We start from the raw sequence: 21,333 nt of genomic DNA, 5'->3' as shown, positions 1-21,333 counted from the left end.
AGCTTGACGTCGCCTTCGCCGCAACGGGCCGTTTCCAAATCCCCCTGCCGCTAGGGCAGATTGTCCCGCATCACGATGTCGATCCTGATCTTGTCCTGCTCGCTCAGGATCGGCTCGCCGCGGGCGAGCGCGAGCAGCACGCGCACGGCGGCACGCGCCTCATGTCCCGGATTCTGCGAGATCGCGGCATCCATCACGCCCTGCAGCAGCAGCCGGCGCGTCAGCGCGGTGACGTCGTGCCCGACAAACACGACCTTGTCGCGGCCGGCCTCGCTCAACGCTTTCGCGACGCCCTGCGTGCCGGCGCCAACGTTGTAGAGCCCGACAATGTCAGCATGCCTGCCCAACAGCCCTGCCAGCAGCTGCTCCGAACGCTCGTCCTCGTCGCGCCCCTCCAGTACCGGCAGCACGCTGAGGTCAGGGAATTCGCTAGCCATCACCTGGTTGAAGCCGAAGATGCGCTCGGCATGGTCGCGCAGGCCCTGCGATCCCGCGACGACGGCAACCTTGCCTGAGCGCCCGCCGACCAGCCGTCCGACCAGCGCGCCGGCGGTGCGGCCCGCCGCGATGTTGTCGATGCCGACATAGTGGTGGCGACGTGAGGACGGGACGTCCGAGACCAGCGTCACGACCTTGGTGCCGGCATCCACCAGGTCGTTGATGGCGGCGCGGACGCCGGGATGATCCAGCGCCACCACGGCGACGCCGTCGTAATCGCCGGACAGCGCCTCCAGTGAGGAGGCCAGCACGGAGGCGTCGAACACGTCGGTTGCGACGATCTCGGCGCTCAGGCGGCGGGCCGAGAGCCAGGCCGTCATCTCGCCGAGATAGGCCTCGATTTGCTGCATGAACGGGTTCGGCCCCGACGGCATCACGAAGGCAAAGCGGCGGGCGCGGCCGCGGGCGAGCTCGGCGGCGGCCACATGCGGCTGGAAGGAATTGCGCTCGATCGCCTCCCGCACCCGCCGGACCGTGTCCGGCCGCACGCCCGGCCGGTTGTGCAGCACCCGATCGACCGTCGCGAGGCTGACGCCCGCCTCGCGGGCGATGTCCTTCAGCGTCAGGGCGGTGGCGGCGAGGGTGTCGGCCATGGCTGAAGGCTAGCAGAGGTGTTTTGAGGTGCGCAACTCATTTTGAGGGGCATGATGGCATTTCGGGCCCGGCAGTTGGCCGGAGAGCTCAGCGGCCGCTGAGGTCGAGCGTCAGGAACAGGTTGTTGGGATCCTCGACATAGCCCTCGAACGGGCCGCAAAGGATGAAGCCATGCGCTCGGTAGAGCGCATGCGCCGGCTTGAAATAATCCCACGAGCCGGTCTCGAGGCTGAGCCGCGTCAGGCCGCGCGCGCGGGCTTCCGTGATGATGTAGCGGAGCATCTGGCCGCCGAAGCCGCGGCGCCGCGTGGTCTGAAGCGTATGCATCGACTTGACCTCGCCGTGGTCGGCCGAGAGCGTCTTCAGCGCGCCGGTGGCGACCAGCGTCTCGCCGTCCCAACCGGTCCAGAACGCGACGTCGCGCGCGCGCAGGCCCGCCAGATCGAGCGCATGCGCGCTGCCCGGCGCGGTCTGCGCCCGCGCAGCCGCGACGTGATGATCGAGCAGCGCGATGACGCGGGAATCGAAGGTGTCGCCGGTACGGATCTGCATGGTCGGCCTCATGCCTAGGTTTCGTTCGCCGGGCGGCGACATCACATCTTCCCGTACGAAGTGCCGCGCCGCGTGATGATGACGTAGCGCGCGTCCTGCCTGGTTTCGTTCTCAAACGTCACCGCGCGCATCACGTCGAAGTCGAGACAGTCGCCATCGCGCAGGCGCACCGTCTTGGCGTCGATATGCACGCAGACCGCGCCCTCCAGCATCAGGAGCTGCTGGGTGAAGGCGTTGCGGCCCCAGGGACTGTAGGAGACGCGCGCGCCGGCCGGCAGGTCGACGACGATGATCTCGATGCCGCTGGCCGCATCCGGCGGCGAGGCATGACGCCGGCGGTAGCCGCTGTCGGGATCGCGCCAATGCGGCTGGTCCGCGAGCCGCACCAGGCGCTCCGGCGGCTTCTCCGCGAGCGCGACGACATCGCTGAGCGTGACGTCGAGCGCCGCACAGAGCTTGTTGAGCAGCGCCGCCGTCGCACTGCTCTGCGCCCGCTCCACCCGCCCGATCATGGCCCGGCTGACGCCGGAGCGGCCTGCAAGTTCGTTCAACGTCATGCCCGCCTGCGTCCGAAGCGTCTTCAAGCGACGACCGATCGCGCGATCGAGTTTCTGCTGGTCCATGGTTGTCATCCGAACATTGCCCGACAGGAGGACCGCACCCATCAGGGCGGGAGGAAGCTTAAGCCGGGCGAGCCGCGCGTGCCGGGAGCGAGGAGCTAATATATTAGAATCTTTGCGGAACCCGTAGGGCCGACTAGGATGCGCCCCAACCACAAACAATCCGGAGGCGATGACATGGGCGAGCCGACGCAGCGGACGATCAGGGCCAACGGCATCAGCCTCAATGTCGCCGAGCAGGGCAAGGGGCCCATGGTGCTGCTCTGCCACGGTTTTCCGGAAGGCTGGTACTCCTGGCGCCACCAGTTCGAGGCGCTGGCAGCGGCCGGCTACCACGCGGTCGCCCCCGACATGCGCGGCTACGGAAAGAGCGACCGGCCCGAAGCGATCGATCAGTACACGATCCTCCACATGGTCGGCGATCTTGTCGGCGTGCTTGACGCCTTCGAGGCGAAGGACGCCGTCATCGTCGGCCATGACTGGGGCGCAACAATCGCTTGGCACACGGCGCGCCTGCGGCCCGATCGCTTCCGCGCCGCCGCGATCCTTAGCGTGCCCTATCGGCCGCGCAGCGAGGTGCGGCCAACGAGCGTCATGCCGCAGACAGCGGATGCGCAGTTCTATCAGCTATACTTCCAGGAGCCGGGTGTCGCCGAAGAGGAATTCGAACGGGATCCGCGCGCAACCCTCAGCGCGATGCTCTATGGCGGTTCTGGCGAAGGAGCGGCGGCGATCCGCGCCAATGCCGAACGAGCCGGCAGGACCGTCGGCGTCGGTATGGTCTCGCGCAAGGACGGCATGTTGCCGAAGGTGCAGGTGCCGTTGCCGTCGTGGCTCAGCACCGCCGACCTCAACTACTACAGCGCCGAGTTTGCCCGCAGCGGGTTTCGCGGACCGCTCAACTACTACCGCAACATCGATCGCAATTGGGAGCTGATGGGCGCCTTCGAGGGCATGAAGGTGATGGTGCCCTCGCTCTTTATGGCAGGCGACCACGACATGGTCATCGCCTTCCCCGGCGCCGCAGAGCACCTCGCCAACATGAAGCAATGGGTGCCGCAGCTCCGCGAGATCAGGATGCTGCCCGGCTGCGGACACTGGACTCAGCAGGAGCGGCCGGCGGAAGTGAACGCAGCGATCGTGGAGTTTCTGCGAAGCCTGCCGAACTGAAGCTTGGAGCGGGCGAAGGGAATCGAACCCTCGTATGCAGCTTGGGAAGCTGCCGTTCTACCATTGAACTACGCCCGCTTGTGCGCTTCGCGCCCATCCTGATTAGCCGAGACGGCGCCTCCCGCCAAGCGGTTTGGCGCGTCCACCCGGACGGTTGTTAACGTCCTGGCAAGATTCTGGGTGCGCCGGATTGTGGCGGTGTTATGATTGATGGGTCGGGGGGAAACGTGCACTGAGTGGGGCGTGTGCATGGTGGGGCGTGGCTACACGGTATTCGACACGGCGATAGGCCGTTGCGGCATCATCTGGAGCGGCACCGGCGTCGTCGCCGTGCAATTGCCGGAGGCGCGGGAGATCGACACCCGCCGCCGGATTTTCCAGGCTCATCCCGAGGCGCGCGAGCAGCAGCCTCCACTCAATACCGAGCTCGCGATCGAGGGCATCGTCGGCCTGCTGCAGGGCGGCGATCCCGATTTTTCCGACGTCAGCCTGGATGCCGGCGGCGTGCCCGACTTCAACCGGCGGGTCTATGAATACGCCTGCACGATCCCGCGCGGGGAGACGCGCACCTATCACGAGATCGCCAAGGCACTCGGCGCCTCCGGGGCGGCGCATTCGGTGGCGCAGGCGATCGCGAAAAATCCCTACATGCTGATCGTGCCGTGCCATCGCGTGCTGGAGGCCGGCAATTACACCGGCCGGATATCGCCTTACGGCGGGGTGATCTCCAAGCGGCGGCTGCTGTCGCTGGAGGGCGCCCAGTCGGTCGCCAGCAAGACGCTGTTCGAGGTGCTGCTGCCGGTTGCTCCGCCGCGCGCGCCTACCTAGATAGAGTCGCATGGATGCGACCGCGCTGCTGACGACACGCTCGATGACCGTCTCCGAGTTTCGCTGCGATGCGGGACCGGACGACACGCCGTTTGCGGAATGCCGCACCGGCCATTCCATCGCCTATGTCCGCTCCGGCAGCTTCGGCTGCCATTGCCGCGCTGGCTTCTTCGAGCTGGTGGCGGGCTCGATGCTGGTCGGCGCCCCCGGCGAGGAATACACCTGCACGCACGAGCATGTCTCGGGCGACGTCTGCCTCGGCTTCTTCTTCAGCGAGGACCTGGTCGATGCCCTCGGCGGGCGGCGCGAGATCTGGCAGGTCGGCGCGACGCCGCCGCTGCCCGAGCTGATGGTGCTGGGCGAGCTGGCCCAGACGGCAGCAGATGGCAACAGCGACTTGGGACTCGACGAGATCGGCCAAATTCTTGCGGGCCGTTTCATCGATGTTGTTTCGGGCAAGGCGCGCAAGCCGGCGACGCCGCGCTGTGGATCGACGACAATTCGCATGCCGAGCTCGACCTCGAGCAGGCGGCAAAGCAGGCCGGCCTCAGCCCGTTCCATTTCCTGCGGCTGTTCTCGGCCGTGCTCGGCGTCACTCCGCATCAATATCTGGTGCGCTCGCGGCTGCGGCACGCCGCGCGCAAGCTTGCCGACGACGATATCGCCGTCACCGACGTTGCCTATGACGTCGGCTTCGGCGACCTCTCCAATTTCGTCCGCACCTTCCATCGCGCCGCCGGCGTGTCGCCGACGAAGTTCCGGCAGGCCTCAAGGGGCGAGCGCAAGATTCTCGGCGAACGGCTGGCCCTGAACTGACGAGGCGGCCGCGTGCTAAGACTTCGTTGACCAGACGCGGCGGAATGGATCGCCGTTTCCCGCGCACTGCACTAGCGTTCAGCCGAAACGTGCCGCGAGACGCAAGGTGCAATGGATTCTCATCATCGGCTTCGGTGCCTTCGTCTACTACCGCATGAGGCGTGCGAACGAGAAGGCCGCCGAATACGCCGCAACCGGTATGGCGCGATCGCCGCTGTACTGGTCGACGGCAGCGCTCACCGCGACGCTGCTCGGCCTCTCCCTGTACATGGCTCATCTTGGACACGAGGGGCCGATCCCATGGCCCTATTGGCCGATCGCGGTCGTCCTGGTCATCGTCATCCTGCTGCTGCGCCGCGCCTTGAAATGGCGCTACCCGATCTAGCGGAGGCGGAGCGCAAGATTCTCCAAGAGCGGGTTGCCCTCAACTGACTAGGGTCGTCTCCGGCGGGCGCCAGCTGCGGCGCGCTTTGCAATGGAGATGAATATGTACGACCACATCGGATTGCGCGTTGCCGACCTCGACGCCGCCACGCGGTTCTACACCGCAGTGCTGGCGCCGCTCGGCTATGTCCTGTGCTCCAGCGGAGACGGCTATGCCGGCTTCGGGCCGAAGGGCGAGCCAGGGCTGTGGCTGCACCTGAACAAGGGCCGGAAAGCCGACGGCGCGCATATCGCGTTTCGCGCCAAGGATCATGACGCGGTCAAGGCGTTTCACAGCGAAGGGCTGAAGAGCGGCGGCCGCGACAATGGCGGCGCCGGGCCGCGCAGGGATTACAGCCCGACCTATTACGCGGCGTTTTTGATTGATCCCGACGGCAACAATGTCGAGGCGGTTTGTGTGTGAGGGCTAGCCACTCGCTCCGTCATTGCGAGGAGCTCTTGCGACGAAGCAATCCGGACTGCTTCCGCGGAGAGATTCCTGGATTGCTTCGCTGCGCTCGCAATGACGGGGTTTGTGGCAACGACCTATCGAAATCAAGGACACCCCCATGGCCTCCATCCACAACGACATCCCCCTCCCCGTCCCCGCCCGCGACGTCTGGGACGCCGTGCGTGATTTCGGCGCACTGCCACAGCGGCTGGCGCCGGGCTTCGTCACGGCCTGCACGCTCGACGGCGATGCGCGCATCGTCACCTTCGCCAACGGCTCCGTCGCGCGCGAGGTGCTGGTCGATTGCGACGATGCGCGGCAGCGTCTCGTCTATGCGATCAACAACGAGCGGCTGAAGCATTACAGCGCCTCGGTGCAGGTGATCGCCGAGGGCGAGACGCGGTGCCGGCTGGTCTGGATCATCGACATGCTGCCGAACGAGCTCGCGGCCTATGTTCAGGGGCAGACGAAGGAGGCCGTCGCCGCCATCCACAGGGCATTCCCGCCCGCGTAGCTCTTTGTTTGAGCATGATCTTTTCGGAAAACCGCTGCACACTTTTCCGGATCATGCTCGCCTGCGTGATGTTTTTCACAGAGCCGCGTCCTCGCCGGCCGTAACCATGCCCGTGTGCGCCCAATTGGCTCCGCTCTTCCGGCGGCGCCGCGCACGCGAGGAGCATGCCATGAGAGGTGCGGACAAGGTGATCTGTCAGGCGGCCGCCGTGCTGCTGCTGTTTTCGATGTCGAGCTTGCCGGCAAAAGCGCAGTTCCTCGGCGGCGGAGGTGCCGGCGGCGAGGACATGATGACCCAGATGGCCCCGATGCTGGAGATGATGAAGGCGAAGATGGGCAAGCGCCGCTTCGCCATGCTGATGCAGACCATGGGCCCGATGATGAGCCGCATGATGGAGAACGGCGGCGGCGGGCTCGGCGGCATGATGGGCGGCGGCAATCTCGGCGGCGGCTTCGGCGCTCCGAATTACGGCGGTTACATGCCGATGGGCGGCGGCGTGCCGACTGGCCTCGGCGGCATGGGCGGCGGCGACATCATGGGCATGCTCGGCGGCTCAGGTGGCGGCGACATGATGGCGATGATTCCGCAATTGATGCGGCTCGCCAATGTCGGCGGCGGTGGCCATCGCCGTCACAAGCATCGCTAATCCGCCGCGCCTGATAGCGCCGGCCTGATCGCGGACTTGCTCTCGCCCGAACCCCAGCGCGTCAGCACGACGCTGGAGCATGACAGCAGGCCGAGCACGACCATCGAGCTCGCGGCCAGCCAGAAGAAGCTCTGCGCGGTGGCCTCGTGCGTCAGCAGCCACCAGCCGGTGGCCGAGATGTAGATCAGCCGCGCGGTCTGCGCCAGCACCGGGCCGATCACCTTCGCCGCACCTTGCGAGGAGAAATACATCGTCGTTGCAAGGCCGAAGAATGCGTAGAACGGCCCGACCGTCGAGAGATATTGACGGCTCGCCGCACGCACGGCCGCGCTGTCGGTGAAGATGTTGACCCAGAGATCGGGGAAGATCGCAACGAGGCATGCCGGCGCACCGACGGCCACGAAGGCAGCCACACTGGCGATCCAGGCAATGTGCCTGGCCCGCGCGATGCGGCCCGCGCCGATCGCCATCCCGACCATCGGCACGCAGGCAATGCCGAACGAGAACGCGATCGAGGTCAGCAGGAATTCCAGCCGCGCGCCGATGCCGTAGCCGGCGAGGATCGCGGTGCCGAACTTCGCCAGCATGTGGGTGAAGATCGAGATCGTCAGCACCGATTGCAGCGGCGAGAAGCAGGCGACGGCGCCGACCTTCAGGATGTCGAAGAACATCGCCCATTGGATGCGCAGGCCGCGCAGCCTCAGTGCGATCCGCGCGCGGCCGGAGAACAGGTACCAGCCCATGATGCAGATGTTCATCGTGTAGGCGATCAGCGCGCCGGCCGCGACGCCGCGCATGCCGAGCTGCGGCACCGGGCCGAGCCCGAGGCCGAGCGTGCCGCCGAGCACGATCTGCCAGGCCGCGGAGTTGAGGATGAGGAACGACGGCAGCTTCATGTTGCCGGTGCCGCGCAACACGCCGGCCATGGTGTTGAGCAGCCAGGGCAGCACGGCGCCGCCGAAAAACACCTGCGTGTAGGCGATCGCATGCGTCAGCACATCACCGCGGCCGCCGAGCATTTCGAGCACCCTCGGCCCGAAGATCAGCATGCCCAGCATGAAGACGAGGCCGAAGCTGATGCCGATCAGCATCGCATGCACGGCGAGTGTGCCGGCCCGCTCGCGGTCGCCGGCACCGAGCGCGCGTGCGATGGCGGAGGCCACCGCGCCGCCCATGGCGCCGCCGGACATCGTCATGGTCAGGATCACTGTCGGAAACACCAGCGCCATCGCGGCCAGCGCCTCGACGCCGAGACGGCCGATATAGGAGGTCTCCGCGATGACGACGCACATGCCGGCCGAGAGCCCGATCACGTTCGGCCAGGCGAGCGAGAGCAGCGTGCGCAGGATCGGCCCGTCGGTCAGCGCGCTCCTGACGGGACGCGGGGGCGGCGGCAGCGGGCGCTCTTGCTCATCGACCGGGATCTCGGCGATGTCGGACATGTCCTCTCCCGGACGCAGGCGCCATTTGCGGCGCGGCAATCACTTGGTGTGCCAATGACTTTGTTCGCGCGCAGGGCGCGGCAGGGACTTGTTAGCACGGCGATTGCCGATTCCTCCTGCGCTAGGTGCAGGCGTGCCCTGCGGCAGCGCATTTCAATGGGTGGAATTCGTTTTTTCTCCCTCTCCCCGTTCTTACGGGGCCACGACGAGCTTCGCTCGCGCTGAGAGGGCTGGGGTGAGGGGCTGTTTCCTCACGTTCGGTGACAGTTGGACTCGCGGAGACTCCCCCTCACCCGGAATTTGCTGTCGCAAATTCCGGCCTCTCCCCGCACGCGGGGAGAGGCGAAGTGCGCCGAGACACCATCGCTTATCCAATCGTCCAGACCAGCGGCAGCCGGCCGCCTGCGGCGGTGCGCATCTGCACGCCGATGTGCCGGCCGCAACCTGCGGCAAGCCCTTCGAACAACCCCTCCAGCACTTTGGCGCAGGCGCGGTGATAGTCGGCGACGTCGTCCATCAGCTTCCAGCTCCGCTGGCGGAGTTCGAATGCGCCTTCGGACTGCGCCAGGTCGGCGGCGTCTTCCTGCGCGGCGAACAGCGCGTTCAGGAACGATGCGAACTCGCTGGCGCCGCCGCTGGTCATCGCAAGCGCTGCCGCGACCTCATCGAAATATTGCATCCCGATCAGCTTGCCGGTGAGGTGCAGCAGATAGCCGGCATCCTCGGGGCCGAACAGCTGCACCATCACGGGCGCGGCGGTGCGGACATATTCCATCGCGTAGTTGCGATAGGCCTTTTCCAGCCGTGGCTTCGGCCAGCTCGCGACCGGCAGAGCGGGCGCGGTCTTGGCGTCGAACAACGGCGCCTCCAGATGGCGCGCGAACACCAGACGCTGATCCAGCTCGAGCGGATGGTCGTACTGGTGATAGTAGCCTTCGAGCCCGTCCTGGCCGTCGACGCTCTGCTTGGTGCAAACGAAGCCGAGGCGGAGATCGCCCAGCGCGACGCCGTTGTTGGCGTGCCAGCCGCGCAGCATCGCGCGTGAGACCTCGCCCGGCACGCCGCAGATCGCGGTGCCCTTCCAGATCCAGCGCGGCGGCGGATAGCGGATCCAGGCCTTGGTGTCGCTCTCATACATGTATTCGACATGCACGCCGCCGATCCAGTTGGAGAGATAGTGATATTGCGCGGCAGCCACCGCCGGCGGCAAATGGCTGAGCCCGAGCTTTTGCAAGCCCGGCAGGAAGCGCTCCTGCTGCTGGCGGCGAAACACGCGGAAGACGAATTCGGCCGCATCCGCCGTGCCGCGGCGCGTGACGACGGTGAGAATGAGCCCGGTGAAATAGGCGTGATAGAGATCGGCAACCGCGCGCCAGCGCTTCCATTGGGCTTCCTGCGCGGCGTCTGATGCGGCGGTCATGTTCACTCCCGGCTTGTTGTTTTGCGGGAGTGTGTCATCGCGGATGGGGTGGCGCAACACACCACAAGCTCGGTGTCATCGCCCGGCGAAGACCGGGCGATCCAGTATTCCAGAGACGATCGTGGTGAATCGAGAGGCCGCGGCGTACTGGATTCCCCGCTTTCGCGGGGAATGACGGCGGAGGATGGGGCTAGCACTACACCCTAAAATGCTTGCTGAGCTTCAGGCCCTGCGCCTGGTAATTCGACCCGATGCGCTGGCCGTACATGGCGTCGGGGCGCGCCAGCATCTTCTCGTAGACGAGACGGCCGACGATCTGGCCGTGCTCGAGGATGAACGGCACCTCGCGCGAGCGCACTTCGAGCACGGCGCGCGATCCTAGCCCGCCCGCACCGGCATAGCCGAAGCCGGGATCGAAGAAGCCGGCATAGTGCACGCGGAATTCGCCGACCAAAGGATCGAACGGTACCATCTCCGCGGCGTAATCGGGCGGCACCTGCACGGCTTCCTTGGAGGCGAGGATGTAGAACTCGCCGGGATCGAGGATCAGGCTGCCGTCGGGGCGCGCCGGGATCGGCTCCCAGAAATCTTCCACCGCATAGCCGGCGCGGCGGTCGACGTCGACGACGCCGGTGTGGCGCTTGGCGCGGTAGCCGACGAAGCCGTTGGCCTTCTCACCCGAGAGATCGACCGAGACGGCGACGCCGCCCGAGAGATCGGCGTCGTCGACGTCGACGAGGCGCTCGGTAGCGTGCAGCGCGTCGAGCTCGTCGGCATTGAGGATGGCATCGCCGGTGCGGAAGCGCACCTGCGACAGGCGCGAGCCCTCGCGCACCAGCACCGGAAACGTCTTCGGGCTGATCTCGGCATAGAGCGGGCCGTGATAGCCGGCGCCGATCATGTCGAAGCGGCGGGTGCCGTCGGCGATGACTCGCGTGAAGACGTCGAGCCGGCCGGTCGAGCTTTTCGGATTTGCGGCTGCGACGATCTCCGGCGGCAGCGCCAGGCTTTCCAGCAGCGGCACGATGTAGACGCAGTTGGTCTCCAGCACCGCGCCGTCGGCGAGGCTGAACTCGTGCAGCTTCAATTCGTCGATGCGCTCGGCGACGGTGGCGCCGGGGCCGGGCAGGAAGCTGGCGCGGACGCGGTAGGCGATGTCGCCGAGGCGCAGATCGAGGCTCGCCGGCTGGATCTGGCTTTCGACGAAGTCGTAGGCGGGCAGGATGAGCCCCGCCTCCGCCATCGCCGCGATCATGCGGTCGGGCAGGATTCCATTGGCGTCGGCGGCGACCGTGAAACTCAACCGGGGGTCCTCATCTGGGGTCAAACGCATCCGGACATGCGGAAAATACGAGTCTTTCAGGGCTAGCCGATGGACGCCTTGACGGAAAGGGCATTGCGGAATATGAGCATCACTTATCCCGTGGTGATTTGAGCCGGCCGGCTTGCAGCCACGTTAAATAAATCGCTAAACAGGCCGGGGACCTCTGTGATCCCGGCCAGTGGAGATATCCAGGCCGGTTTTTTTGTGACCATTTTCGACGAGATGGTCATGTCGGAGGTACCTATGTCGAAGTCGACCGCCAACTACCGCCCCGAAACCCGCCTGGTCCATTCCGGCACCCTGCGCTCGCAATATGGCGAGACGTCGGAGGCGCTGTTCCTGACGCAGGGCTACGTCTACAACAGCGCCGAGGAGTGCGAGGCGCGGTTCAAGGGCGAGGACCCCGGCTTCATCTATTCGCGCTATTCCAACCCGACCATTGCGATGTTCGAGCGCCGCATGATCGAGCTCGAGGGCGCCGAAGCCGCCCGCTCGGCGGCAACCGGCATGGCCGCGGTGACGACCGCGATTCTGGCGCCGCTCAAGGCCGGCGATCACGTCGTCGCCTCGCGCGCCCTGTTCGGCTCGTGCCTCTACGTCATCCAGGACCTCCTGCCGCGGTACGGCATCGAGACCACGCTGGTCGACGGTCTTGATCTCGACCAGTGGCAGCGGGCACTTCGGCCCAACACCAAGACGTTCTTCCTGGAGAGCCCGACCAACCCGACGCTGGACGTGCTCGACATTCCCGGCATCGCCGAGATCGCGCACAAGGGCGGCGCCCGGCTCGTCGTCGACAACGTGTTCGCGACGCCGATCTGGCAGAGCCCGCTGGCGCTCGGGGCCGACGTCGTCGTCTACTCCGCGACCAAGCACATCGACGGCCAGGGCCGGTGCCTCGGCGGCATCATCCTGTCGTCCGAAGCTTTTGTCGCCGAGCACCTGCACAACTTCATGCGCCAGACCGGCCCGTCGATCTCGCCGTTCAACGCCTGGGTCCTGCTCAAGGGGCTGGAGACGCTGGGCGTGCGCGTGCGCGCGCAGACCGACACCGCAGCGCGCGTCGCCGAGGTGCTGGCGAGCCATCCCAAGATCTCGCGCCTGGTCTATCCCGGCCGCACCGATCATCCGCAGGCAGCGCTGGTGAAGAAGCAGATGCGCGGCGGCTCGACGCTGGTCGGCTTCGAGGTCAAGGGCGGCAAGGCGGCGGCGTTCCGCGTGCTCAACGAGCTGAAGCTCGCGAAGATCTCGAACAATCTCGGCGACGCCAAGAGCCTCGTCACGCATCCGGCGACCACGACGCATCAGCGCCTCAAGCCGGAAGACCGCGCCGCGCTCGGCATCAGCGAGGGTTTCATCCGCTTCTCCGCGGGGCTGGAGCATGCGGATGATCTGATCGAGGATCTGACCGCGGCGCTGGAGAAGGCGTGAGGTTGAATCGTAGGGTGGGTTAGCCGAAGGCGTAACCCACCTCTTTGCTCTCCGCACGTCGAAACGTGGTGGGTTACGGCTTCGCCTAACCCCTACGGCACCGATGCTACATCGGCCGATACGTCCGCACATCGGCGGGCACGTTCACACCGAGCTTGATCTGGCCGACGGAGCGGATGATGTCGTCGCCGAGGAGCTGGGCGAAGCAGGCATAGCCCCAATCGTTCATGTGCAGGCCGTCGGCGATCACGAAGCTCTCGACCGGGATCGATTGGTTCTCGTGCCAGTCGCGCATCACCTCGAAGCGCGGGAAGATGCCGACCTTGCGGAGCTCGGCGACCTTGCCGAGCAGCTTGATCATCTTGCCGGCGCTCTCGGCGCGCTGATTGACGGCCGGCGAATATTGCGGATCGACCAGCACGATGTCGGCACCGCCGGCTGACTGGATGCGGGAGATGCCGTCCTCGACCAGCTTGGCGGTGTCGGCGGGATCGAGATTGCGCAGCACGGCGTTGGTGCCGACCTGCCAGATCACCATGTCCGGATGCACGTCGATCACCTGCGTCTGCAGGCGCTTCATCATCTCGGGCGCGTCCTCGCCGCCGACGCCGGCATTGACGACGGTGATGTCGGCGGTCGGATAGTGCCGGCGCAGCTGTGCGGCGAGACGGTTCGGATAGTTGAAATCGGGCGAGCTCGCGCCATAGCCCGCGGTCGACGACGAGCCGAACGCGACGATCACGACGGGCTGGCCGGCGACGAGCTTGTTCGCGACATGCGGCAGCGAGCCCATGGCCTTCGAGCCGCCCTTCGGCGGCAGGCAAGGCACGCGGCTAAAGATATCGCCGGCGGACTTGGCGACCTGCTTCACCTTGTCGATGGCGCGCGCGGTGATGCCGCGCTGCTCGGGGGACGTCGCGGCGACCGTGGTCTGGGAGGGCGATGCGGGAGCGGGATTAGCGGTTTGCGCCGGCGCTTGCGTCGCCTGCACGGCCTGTGCCTGCGCGCGCGACTGCGACATCGGCGTCACCAACAGCAGCATTGCCGCTGCTGATACAGCCAGCCATGCCGTCGGGTAAAAAGGGCGGAGAGAACTCATTAACGCTAGACCTCAATTTTGCTGCTGGGCCGGCCCCAGATGGGCTGCGTCAAACACGAACTGTGCCAACGCCCGGCCAAGGCAATCATGGACCTGTTTCGCCAATTCGGGACCACGGGACGGGCTGAACAAGTCGAACTGTCCCTGGTCATTCCACTGCCGCATGATCGCGAAACGGTCGAACAGCGGGATGTCGTGCTCCTGCGCCACCACCCGCATATTGTCGAGATAGGGCGGCACCGAGATCATGGTCTCTGTACGCGGGCTGTACTGCAAGTTCATCAACACGACGTCAGCCCCTGCATTTTGCAGCGCGGCAACCCCTTCGGTCACAGCACCGCGAAAATCGCCGGGATCGATGGCTCGGATAGCATCCACGGTCCCGGTCTGCCAGATGACCAAAGTAGGCTTTTTTGCTTCCATCAGCTTAACGAAGGTGGTGGCCGCCTCCTCTGCCGTTCTCTTGCTCTGTATTTCTACGGAGACGTGCACGGCCTCCGAGGGCGGCAGCTTGTCCTTCAGGATGGCCTGCATGCGCGCCGGATAGGACGCATCCTCCGAGGCCGGAATCGTGGTCGAGCGGCTGCCGATGACCAGAATTTCGAGCGGTTTGCCCGCCTTGACGGCATCGGCGACCTTCGGAAGCTGGCTTTCGCTGCTGAGAAGATAGGACGGCAATTCGCAGGCTGGAGGCACGGCGGGAGCGGCAGGAGCGGCAGGAGCGGCAGGCGCAGCATCGTCCGCACGCGCCGAAGGCGCGGCGAGGTTACCGCATAGCAGGATCAGGCTCAGAAGAACCTTCGCCTTCATCAGCCCCCTCCCGCCAGATCGGCGTTGCCGACGGCGTTTTTGGTTTTCGCACCGCTCTTGTCAGCCACGCGCTTGTACCACGAAATCACCCATGCAACGCCCCACATGACCAGGATTCCGGAGAGACTAATCAGCGCATGCATGGCTGCGCCGCCGGAGATCTCGGCCAGGATGAAATGGCCGGCGAAGGCGAGGAAGACGCCGAGGCAGAAGATCTCGAGCGAATGCTGGCCGCACAGGATCAGCGGCCGCAGCCACGGCGATTTCAGGCCCGGCCAGTCCCGCGGCAGGAAGCGCACGGTGAGCGCGGCCAGCGCCAGGAAATGCGTGAAACGCAGAACGTCGAGATCGGTCTTGTCGATCGGATACATCCACTGCTCGAGCCGCTTCGGCATCAGATGGGACAGCTGAGGCAGATACCAGGTCAGCGTCACATAGAACGCTGCCATGATATAGGCGATCGCGATCCACATCGTTACCGGCGACGCTAAAATACGCGACATGCGCCGCGCACCTCCGAGCGCACACCATGCACCGAAGACGAAAAGCAATTGCCAGGCCAGCGGATTGAAGGCCCAGAAGCCGTTCGGATAGGCGGAGAAGTAGAGATCGTATTCCCAGGTCACCGCGTAGAGCACGACGGAAAGGCCGAGCGTGACGTCGGGTTTCCATTTCATCGACCACAGGATCACAGGCAACGCCAGCATCAACACGATATACAGCGGCAGCACGTCCATGTTGACGGGACGGAAGCGCAGCAGCAGCGCCTGCACGATGGTGACGTCGGGCTGCTTGAGGAAGTCCATGATCCCCATCTCTTCGGTGTAGAGCGGGTTCTCGAAGCTGGTCGCCACATAGGAGATCTCGGCGAGGAAGATCGTGAACAGGAAGACGTGGGCGACGTAGATCTGCCAGACCCGCCGCATGATGCGCGCGGTGGCGATGACGACGCCGCTCTCCAGCATCGCGCGGCCGTAGACGAAGGCGGCGGTGTAGCCGGAGATGAAGATGAAGATTTCGGTGGCGTCGCTGAAGCCGTAATTGCGGATCGTGAACCAGGTGAGCAGGCTCGTCGGCAGATGGTCGATGAAGATCAGCCACAACGCCAGCCCGCGAAACAGGTCGAGCCGGAGCTCGCGCTCGCCGATGGCGGGCAGCGAGATGGCCGGCGCGGCCGCACGCGGCTTGGTCTCCGCGGGGTTGGCGGTTCCCGCGATGGTCGATCCCGTCACTTGGTCGGCAATGGTCATCGGGGGCCTAAAAACCCTCACCCAAATCGCGACGTTAAATGGAGTGTACCGGTCCGGCCGTCATCTCGCAAAGCGGCCGGATCACATAGGGGTGTCTTCGGGGTATCTCCCCCTGGGGGTGTACTTCCTCGCCAATTCTGGCGGCACGATGTCGCCAAAACCGCCTCCGGGGTTTGGTTCCGGTGCCGGATTTCGGTATGATGGCAGCCATGTACCGCGCCGTGACCCGCCAGATCGAAGTGACCGTCGAGCCGAACTTTGTTCCGGAGCAGTCGTCGGCTGACCGCTCCCGCTATTTCTGGTCGTACACCATCGTCATCACCAATTCCGGCGAGGAGACCGTGCAGCTCAAGACGCGGCACTGGATCATCACCGACGCCACCGGCCGCCAGAAGGAGGTCAGGGGCGAGGGCGTGGTCGGCGAGCAGCCGACGCTCGCCCCCGGCGAGCGCTTCGAATATACCTCCGGCGTGCCGCTCACGACCGCCTCCGGCTTCATGACCGGCCGCTACCAGATGGTCAGCGAAACCGGCGAGCGCTTCGAGATCGACGTGCCGACATTCTCGCTGGACAGCCCGGATAACAAGAGGGTGTTGAATTAGGGCGCGGACTTCGGTGCCGTTACTCCACGGCTCGACCTGCCCAATTGCGTGCAATGCGCCCGCTAATCCCGTCATCCTGAGGTGCGAGGCATGCGGCGCACCGCGCCGCGGGCGAGCCTCGAAGGATGAACGGCCCCGATGCAGCCGGGCCGTCGCCCTTCGAGGCTCGCCGAAAAGGCGAGCGCCTCAGGGTGACGGTGATAGAGCAATGACGGAGGATAGACCTACGCGTCCTCGACGCCCGCCTCGTGCGGCGTGAACTGGTAGATCGACGAGCAGAACTCGCAGGTGACGACGACCTTGTCGTCCTTGACCATGGCAGCGCGGTCGTCGGGCGAGAAGCTCTTCAGCATGGACGCGACCGCGTCGCGCGAGCAGGAGCATTGCGCCTTCAGGGACAGCGGCTTGAACACGCGCACGCCGCGCTCGTGGAACAGGCGGTAGAGCAGCCGCTCGCCGGAGAGCTCGGGATCGATCAGCTCGACATCCTCGACCGTCTCGATCAGCGAGCGCGCCTCGACCCAGGCGTCGTCCTCAGCGACGCTGTGCGCCTTGACGCCATCGGGCGCATCGCCCGGATGCAGATCGGCTTGCCGCGCGCGCTCGGGCGCCTTCGGCAAAAACTGCATCAACATGCCGCCGGCGCGCCAGCGATGCTTGCCGCCGTCGTTGCTGCGCCATTCCTCGCCGACCGCAAGGCGCACCTTGGTCGGGATCTGCTCGGAGCGCAGGAAATATTCGTGGGCAGCATCTTCCAGGCTGCCTCCGTCGAGCGCGACCAGGCCCTGGTAGCGGCTCATGTCGGGGCCCTGGTCGATGGTCATGGCGAGATGGCCGCGGCCGAGCAGCGTGCCGGAATCCTTTGCCGTGCCCAGACGCGAGGCGTCATAGCGGGCATAGGCGCGCAGATGGTCGGGCGCCTTGTAGTCGACGACGAGGAACGACACCGGGCCATCGGTCTGGGCCTGGAGGATGAAGCGGCCCTCGAATTTCAGCGCCGAACCGAGCAGCGTCGCCAGCGCGATGGCCTCGCCGAGCAGCTTGCCGACCGGCGCGGGATAATCGTGCTTGGTCAGGATGTCGTCGAGCGCAGGGCCAAGCCGCACCAGGCGACCGCGCACGTCGAGCGCGTCGACCTCGTAGGGCAGCACGGCGTCATCGACCGGAACCGCTGATGGCGCGCGAACCGGGCCTTCAGGCCCGGTTTTCATGTCAGGGGATTGGAAAACCATGGCGCTTTATCTGGGGTCGGAGAGCGGGAATTGGAAGGGGGTCTGAGGGGCCTCGAACTCAGTGTCGTCCCGGACAAGCGCAAGCGCAGATCCGGGACCCATAACCACAGAACGAAGTCACAACGCGAGATGGCAACTCCGAGTCATCGTCACACGACGTCCTGTGGTTATGGGTCCCGAATCTACGCGCGCTTTTCGCGCGCTTGTCCGGGACGACGAGCGGTGTGTATGGCCGGCGTGATGCCAGCCAACACCTACTTCACCGCGTCAAAGCACCAGGCCAGAATGCCCTTCTGCGCGTGCAGGCGGTTTTCGGCCTCGTCGAACACGACCGATTGCGGACCGTCGATCACCTCGTCGGTGACCTCCTCGCCGCGATGGGCCGGCAGGCAGTGCATGAACAGCGCGTCGGGCTTGGCCAGCGACATCAGCTTCGAATTGACCTGGTAGGGCTTGAGCACGTTGTGACGGTGCTCGCCTTCCTTGTCGCCCATCGACACCCAGGTGTCGGTGACGACGCAATCGGCGCCCTTCACGGCGGCCTCGGGATCGGTGCCGAGCACGATCGGTGCGCCTGTTGCCTTGATCCAGTCGCGCATCGCCTTCTTCGGCGCGAGCTCCGGGGGCGTTGCGACATTGAGCTGGAATTTGAAGCGCTCGGCGGCATGCGCCCAGGACGCCAGCACGTTGTTGTCGTCGCCGGTCCAGGCCACCGTCCGGCCCTCGATCGGGCCGCGATGCTCCTGATAGGTCAGGAGGTCCGCCATCACCTGGCAGGGATGCGAGCGCCGCGTCAGGCCGTTGATGACGGGCACGGTGGCATTGGCCGCAAGCTCGAGCAGCGCATCATGGTTGAGAATGCGGATCATGATGGCGTCGACATAGCGCGACAGCACGCGCGCGGTGTCGGCGATGGTCTCGCCACGGCCGAGCTGCATCTCGGCGCCGGTGAGCATGATGGGCTCGCCGCCGAGCTGGCGCATGGCGACGTCGAACGAGACGCGGGTGCGCGTCGAGGGACGCTCGAAGATCATCGCCAGTGTCTTGCCTTCGAGCGGCTTCACCGGCTGATGCGCCTTCTGCTTCGCCTTCATGGCGGAGGAGGCGTCGAGCATGCTCTTGAGCTCCGACAACGGCAGCTCGTTGATATCCAGAAAGTGCTTCGGCGACTTGCTCATCAGCTTGCCGCCCGCTTGGTCTGACTGGACGAGATCGCAGCGCAGGCGCGCTCCAGCCGTGCGACGCTGTCCTGGATCTCCGCTTCGGTGACGATCAGGGGCGGCAGGAAGCGCACGACATTGTCGCCGGCGCCGACCGTGAGCAGTTTTTCATTGCGCAAGGCCGCAACGAGATCGCCCGAGGGCACGACGGCCTTGATGCCGATCAAGAGGCCCTCGCCACGCACCTCGCTGACGACATCAGGATGACGGTCGATCACGGAGGCGAGCTTCTGCTTGAGCAGCAGCGACATCTTCTGCACGTGATCGAAGAAGCCGGGCTTGAGCATGACGTCGAGCACGGCATTCGCCGCCGAGATCGCGAGCGGATTGCCGCCGAAGGTCGAGCCGTGCGAGCCAGGGCCCATGCCGGAAGCCGCATCGGCGGTGGCCAGCACCGCTCCGATCGGGAAGCCGCCCCCGAGCGCCTTGGCGAGCGACATCACGTCAGGCGTGACGCCGGTGCGGCGATGCGCGAACAGATCGCCGGTGCGGCCCATGCCGGTCTGCACCTCGTCGAATGCGAGCAGCAGGCCCTTCTCATCGCAGAGCTGACGCAGTGCCTTGAGGAACGCCGGCGTCGACGAGCGCACACCGCCCTCGCCCTGGATCGGCTCGATCAGGATGCCGGCGGTCTGCGGACCGATCGCTTTCTTGACGGCCTCGAGGTCGCCATGGGGCACCTGGTCGAAACCGTCCATCGGCGGGCCGAAGCCTTCGAGATATTTTGCAGATCCCGTCGCAGCCAGCGTCGCCAGGGTGCGGCCATGGAAGGCGCCCTCGAAGGTGATGATGCGGTAGCGCTCCGGATGGCCCTTGGAGAAATGATGATGGCGGACCAGCTTGATCACACCTTCCAGCGCTTCGGCGCCGGAATTGCAGAAGAACACGAAGTCCGCAAAGCTTTCCCTGCACAGACGCGCGGCGAGTTTCTCGCCGTCCGGGCTCTGGAACAGGTTCGACATGTGCCAGAGTTTTGTCGCCTGCTCCTGCAGCGCCTTGACCAGCGCGGGATGGGCGTGGCCGAGCGCGTTCACCGCAACGCCAGAGGTGAAATCGAGATAGCGCTCGCCATTGGTCGCGATCAGCCAGCAGCCTTCGCCGCGCTCGAAACCGAGGTCGGCCCTGGCGAAAACGGGGAGCAAATGCGGCGCGGCGCTGTTAGTCATGACGATCACTTGATGTTGCGGACGGCCTGAACGCGCTCACGCAGCGCACCATCAACCGGCCCGGAAAACGAAACGTGCCGCCTTTTAAGGGCGGCACGTGACACTATCTTATGCCGGGTAGAACGGGTGTCAATGCCGCCCGAAAGCCCCGCGAAACGCAGAATCCGTAGTCTTGCGGTGCCGGATTTGCGGGGTTTTTGCCACGGAACATGTGGAAGCGAGTCGGCTGACTCTTGCGCGTGAGTCACGCCATATTGTAGCGTTTGGCTTGTCAGATACGACATCTCGTGCAGCAGTTCTGATCCTCTAAGTCCTCATGTACCGGCGTATACGTTCGGGCGTTCTGGTTACGCCCGGCGAGCCTTAAGGGATTCTGGCGGCACGGGTTTTTCGAGGCTTAGGCAATCGCCGCAAGGCGCCAGGACGGCAGCCGCACGGCGAGGGAAAGGGTGCAATGACGGTTTTGACCTGGTCCGACGATCGCGTCGAGCAGCTGAAAAAGCTCTGGGAGGCCGGATTGTCGGCCAGCCAGATCGCAGCCGAGCTCGGCAACGTGACCCGTAATGCCGTGATCGGCAAAGTGCACAGGCTCGGCCTGTCCGGCCGCGCCAAGAGCCCCTCATCGGCAGCTCCGCGGCCGCGCAAGGCGCGTCCCGCTCAGCACATGATGCGGGTCAGCCGCCCGATCGCGCGCGGCAATACCGCGCTGGCGCAGGCCTTCGAGGTCGAGGTCGAGGCGGAGCCTGTGACCTACGACAACGTGGTGCCGATGAGCCAGCGGCTATCGCTGCTCGAGCTCAACGAGGCAACCTGCCACTGGCCGGTCGGCGATCCCTCGAGCCCGGATTTCTTCTTCTGCGGCGGCAAGGCGCTTTCCGGCCTGCCCTACTGTGCCCAGCACTCGCGCGTGGCGTATCAGCCCGCGGCGGACCGCCGTCGCGCGCCGGCGAAGCCGGGCACGCGGTGAGTTCGTCGATCTAGCTGATTGCTAGCCGTCACACGATGACGGCTCAACACATCCGATGTCGTCCCGGACAAGCGCGCCAAAAGCGCGCGCAGATCCGGGACCCATAGCCACCGCAAGATGTGGTTACGGGGACTCGGAGTTACCTTTTCGCAAAACAATCACGCCCTGTGGTTGATGGTGTGGACGGCCCCCTACGGCATCAGGTGTGCCAGAATGAGGTTGTCACACACCCATTCACAGGAGCCGTCCGTGAGCCAG

The 21,333-nt window shown here is 65.6% G+C and carries 21 protein-coding genes, 1 tRNA gene, 1 pseudogene and 1 riboswitch; of the genes and pseudogenes, 10 read left to right on the top strand and 13 right to left on the bottom strand.

Annotated features, from left to right (window positions below; translation table 11 throughout):
• Positions 1 to 50: 50 nt before the first annotated feature.
• The 3 genes from GGD63_RS38995 to GGD63_RS38985 all read right to left on the bottom strand — a co-directional run bounded on the left by GGD63_RS38995 (position 51) and on the right by GGD63_RS38985 (position 2,267).
• On the bottom strand, positions 51 to 1,091 hold the full coding sequence (locus GGD63_RS38995) for a LacI family DNA-binding transcriptional regulator (protein WP_183250499.1): 1,041 nt from the start codon (positions 1,089 to 1,091) through the stop codon (positions 51 to 53).
• Between the two features lie 88 nt (positions 1,092 to 1,179).
• Complete coding sequence (locus tag GGD63_RS38990; RefSeq protein ID WP_183250498.1) at positions 1,180 to 1,644, bottom strand: GNAT family N-acetyltransferase; 465 nt, start codon at positions 1,642 to 1,644, stop codon at positions 1,180 to 1,182.
• 41 nt (positions 1,645 to 1,685) lie between these two features.
• A complete protein-coding gene (locus tag GGD63_RS38985; RefSeq protein WP_183250497.1) occupies positions 1,686 to 2,267 on the bottom strand; it encodes a helix-turn-helix domain-containing protein in 582 nt (193 codons plus the stop codon).
• A gap of 174 nt (positions 2,268 to 2,441) precedes the next feature.
• Here GGD63_RS38985 and GGD63_RS38980 point away from each other — a divergent pair, with 174 nt between their 5' ends.
• A complete protein-coding gene (locus tag GGD63_RS38980; protein WP_183250496.1) occupies positions 2,442 to 3,434 on the top strand; it encodes an alpha/beta fold hydrolase in 993 nt (330 codons plus the stop codon).
• Positions 3,435 to 3,438: 4 nt separating this feature from the next.
• Here the strand turns inward: GGD63_RS38980 and GGD63_RS38975 are convergent.
• Positions 3,439 to 3,512: transfer RNA gene (locus GGD63_RS38975), tRNA-Gly, on the bottom strand.
• A 171-nt stretch (positions 3,513 to 3,683) separates the two neighbouring features.
• Between GGD63_RS38975 and GGD63_RS38970 the strand changes: the two genes are divergently transcribed.
• The 6 genes and pseudogenes from GGD63_RS38970 to GGD63_RS38945 all read left to right on the top strand — a co-directional run bounded on the left by GGD63_RS38970 (position 3,684) and on the right by GGD63_RS38945 (position 7,112).
• Entirely contained in the window at positions 3,684 to 4,262 is a 579-nt protein-coding gene (locus GGD63_RS38970) for a methylated-DNA--[protein]-cysteine S-methyltransferase (protein ID WP_183250495.1), read from the top strand.
• A 10-nt stretch (positions 4,263 to 4,272) separates the two neighbouring features.
• A pseudogene (locus tag GGD63_RS38965) lies at positions 4,273 to 5,078 on the top strand (helix-turn-helix transcriptional regulator).
• 106 nt (positions 5,079 to 5,184) lie between these two features.
• Positions 5,185 to 5,463 (top strand): hypothetical protein, encoded by a 279-nt coding sequence (locus tag GGD63_RS38960; protein ID WP_183250494.1) that lies wholly within the window; start codon positions 5,185 to 5,187, stop codon positions 5,461 to 5,463.
• Positions 5,464 to 5,565: 102 nt separating this feature from the next.
• Positions 5,566 to 5,925 carry a VOC family protein gene (locus GGD63_RS38955; protein WP_183250493.1) on the top strand — a complete coding sequence of 120 codons (360 nt, stop codon included), beginning with the start codon at positions 5,566 to 5,568 and terminating at the stop codon, positions 5,923 to 5,925.
• Between the two features lie 145 nt (positions 5,926 to 6,070).
• On the top strand, positions 6,071 to 6,466 hold the full coding sequence (locus GGD63_RS38950) for an SRPBCC family protein (RefSeq protein WP_183250492.1): 396 nt from the start codon (positions 6,071 to 6,073) through the stop codon (positions 6,464 to 6,466).
• Between the two features lie 169 nt (positions 6,467 to 6,635).
• Positions 6,636 to 7,112 (top strand): hypothetical protein, encoded by a 477-nt coding sequence (locus tag GGD63_RS38945; RefSeq protein ID WP_183250491.1) that lies wholly within the window; start codon positions 6,636 to 6,638, stop codon positions 7,110 to 7,112.
• Here GGD63_RS38945 and GGD63_RS38940 read toward each other — a convergent pair.
• From GGD63_RS38940 to GGD63_RS38930, 3 genes are all read right to left on the bottom strand, one after another.
• A complete protein-coding gene (locus tag GGD63_RS38940) occupies positions 7,109 to 8,554 on the bottom strand; it encodes an MATE family efflux transporter (RefSeq protein WP_183250490.1) in 1,446 nt (481 codons plus the stop codon). The two genes, GGD63_RS38945 and GGD63_RS38940, sit on opposite strands and share 4 nt — an antisense overlap.
• A 367-nt stretch (positions 8,555 to 8,921) precedes the next feature.
• Entirely contained in the window at positions 8,922 to 9,974 is a 1,053-nt protein-coding gene (locus GGD63_RS38935) for a hypothetical protein (protein ID WP_183250489.1), read from the bottom strand.
• A 196-nt stretch (positions 9,975 to 10,170) separates the two neighbouring features.
• Entirely contained in the window at positions 10,171 to 11,307 is a 1,137-nt protein-coding gene (locus tag GGD63_RS38930) for a 2'-deoxycytidine 5'-triphosphate deaminase (RefSeq protein WP_409334119.1), read from the bottom strand.
• 80 nt (positions 11,308 to 11,387) lie between these two features.
• Positions 11,388 to 11,467: riboswitch (SAM riboswitch) on the top strand.
• A gap of 74 nt (positions 11,468 to 11,541) precedes the next feature.
• Here GGD63_RS38930 and GGD63_RS38925 point away from each other — a divergent pair.
• The gene (locus GGD63_RS38925) at positions 11,542 to 12,729 is read left to right on the top strand and encodes an O-succinylhomoserine sulfhydrylase (RefSeq protein WP_183250508.1); all 1,188 of its coding nucleotides are present in this window, start codon (positions 11,542 to 11,544) and stop codon (positions 12,727 to 12,729) included.
• A gap of 106 nt (positions 12,730 to 12,835) precedes the next feature.
• Here the strand turns inward: GGD63_RS38925 and GGD63_RS38920 are convergent, their stop codons facing one another.
• Genes GGD63_RS38920 through GGD63_RS38910 form a run of 3 tightly spaced genes read right to left on the bottom strand, consistent with a single transcriptional unit; the run spans position 12,836 to position 15,888 of the window.
• A complete protein-coding gene (locus tag GGD63_RS38920; protein WP_183250487.1) occupies positions 12,836 to 13,828 on the bottom strand; it encodes an SGNH/GDSL hydrolase family protein in 993 nt (330 codons plus the stop codon).
• Positions 13,829 to 13,840: 12 nt separating this feature from the next.
• Complete coding sequence (locus tag GGD63_RS38915; RefSeq protein ID WP_183250486.1) at positions 13,841 to 14,638, bottom strand: SGNH/GDSL hydrolase family protein; 798 nt, start codon at positions 14,636 to 14,638, stop codon at positions 13,841 to 13,843.
• Positions 14,638 to 15,888, bottom strand: a complete 1,251-nt coding sequence (locus GGD63_RS38910; RefSeq protein ID WP_183250485.1) for an OpgC domain-containing protein — start codon at positions 15,886 to 15,888, stop codon at positions 14,638 to 14,640. The genes GGD63_RS38915 and GGD63_RS38910 overlap by 1 nt, the downstream gene beginning before the upstream one ends.
• Positions 15,889 to 16,097: 209 nt before the next feature.
• Between GGD63_RS38910 and apaG the strand changes: the two genes are divergently transcribed.
• Positions 16,098 to 16,490: a Co2+/Mg2+ efflux protein ApaG gene (gene apaG / locus GGD63_RS38905; RefSeq protein ID WP_183250507.1), complete on the top strand. Its 393-nt coding sequence runs from the start codon at positions 16,098 to 16,100 to the stop codon at positions 16,488 to 16,490.
• Positions 16,491 to 16,714: 224 nt separating this feature from the next.
• On the opposite strand, the gene GGD63_RS38900 is transcribed toward apaG, so the two are convergent.
• The 3 genes from GGD63_RS38900 to GGD63_RS38890 form a co-directional block, all read right to left on the bottom strand.
• Positions 16,715 to 17,722 carry an Hsp33 family molecular chaperone gene (locus GGD63_RS38900; RefSeq protein WP_183250484.1) on the bottom strand — a complete coding sequence of 336 codons (1,008 nt, stop codon included), beginning with the start codon at positions 17,720 to 17,722 and terminating at the stop codon, positions 16,715 to 16,717.
• A 254-nt stretch (positions 17,723 to 17,976) separates the two neighbouring features.
• The gene (argF, locus tag GGD63_RS38895) at positions 17,977 to 18,900 is read right to left on the bottom strand and encodes an ornithine carbamoyltransferase (RefSeq protein WP_183250483.1); all 924 of its coding nucleotides are present in this window, start codon (positions 18,898 to 18,900) and stop codon (positions 17,977 to 17,979) included.
• Positions 18,900 to 20,108, bottom strand: coding sequence for an aspartate aminotransferase family protein (locus GGD63_RS38890; RefSeq protein WP_183250482.1), 1,209 nt, complete (start codon positions 20,106 to 20,108; stop codon positions 18,900 to 18,902). Before GGD63_RS38890 ends, argF begins: the two co-directional genes overlap by 1 nt.
• Before the next feature lie 454 nt (positions 20,109 to 20,562).
• On the opposite strand from GGD63_RS38890, the gene GGD63_RS38885 reads away from it, so the two are divergent.
• Positions 20,563 to 21,075: a GcrA family cell cycle regulator gene (locus GGD63_RS38885; RefSeq protein WP_018644522.1), complete on the top strand. Its 513-nt coding sequence runs from the start codon at positions 20,563 to 20,565 to the stop codon at positions 21,073 to 21,075.
• Positions 21,076 to 21,333: the final 258 nt, after the last annotated feature.

The organism is Bradyrhizobium sp. cir1, assembly GCF_014198245.1.
Lineage (GTDB): Bacteria > Pseudomonadota > Alphaproteobacteria > Rhizobiales > Xanthobacteraceae > Bradyrhizobium.
Note: the sequence above shows the minus strand (reverse complement) of the source record. Positions and strands in the feature narration are given on the sequence as shown.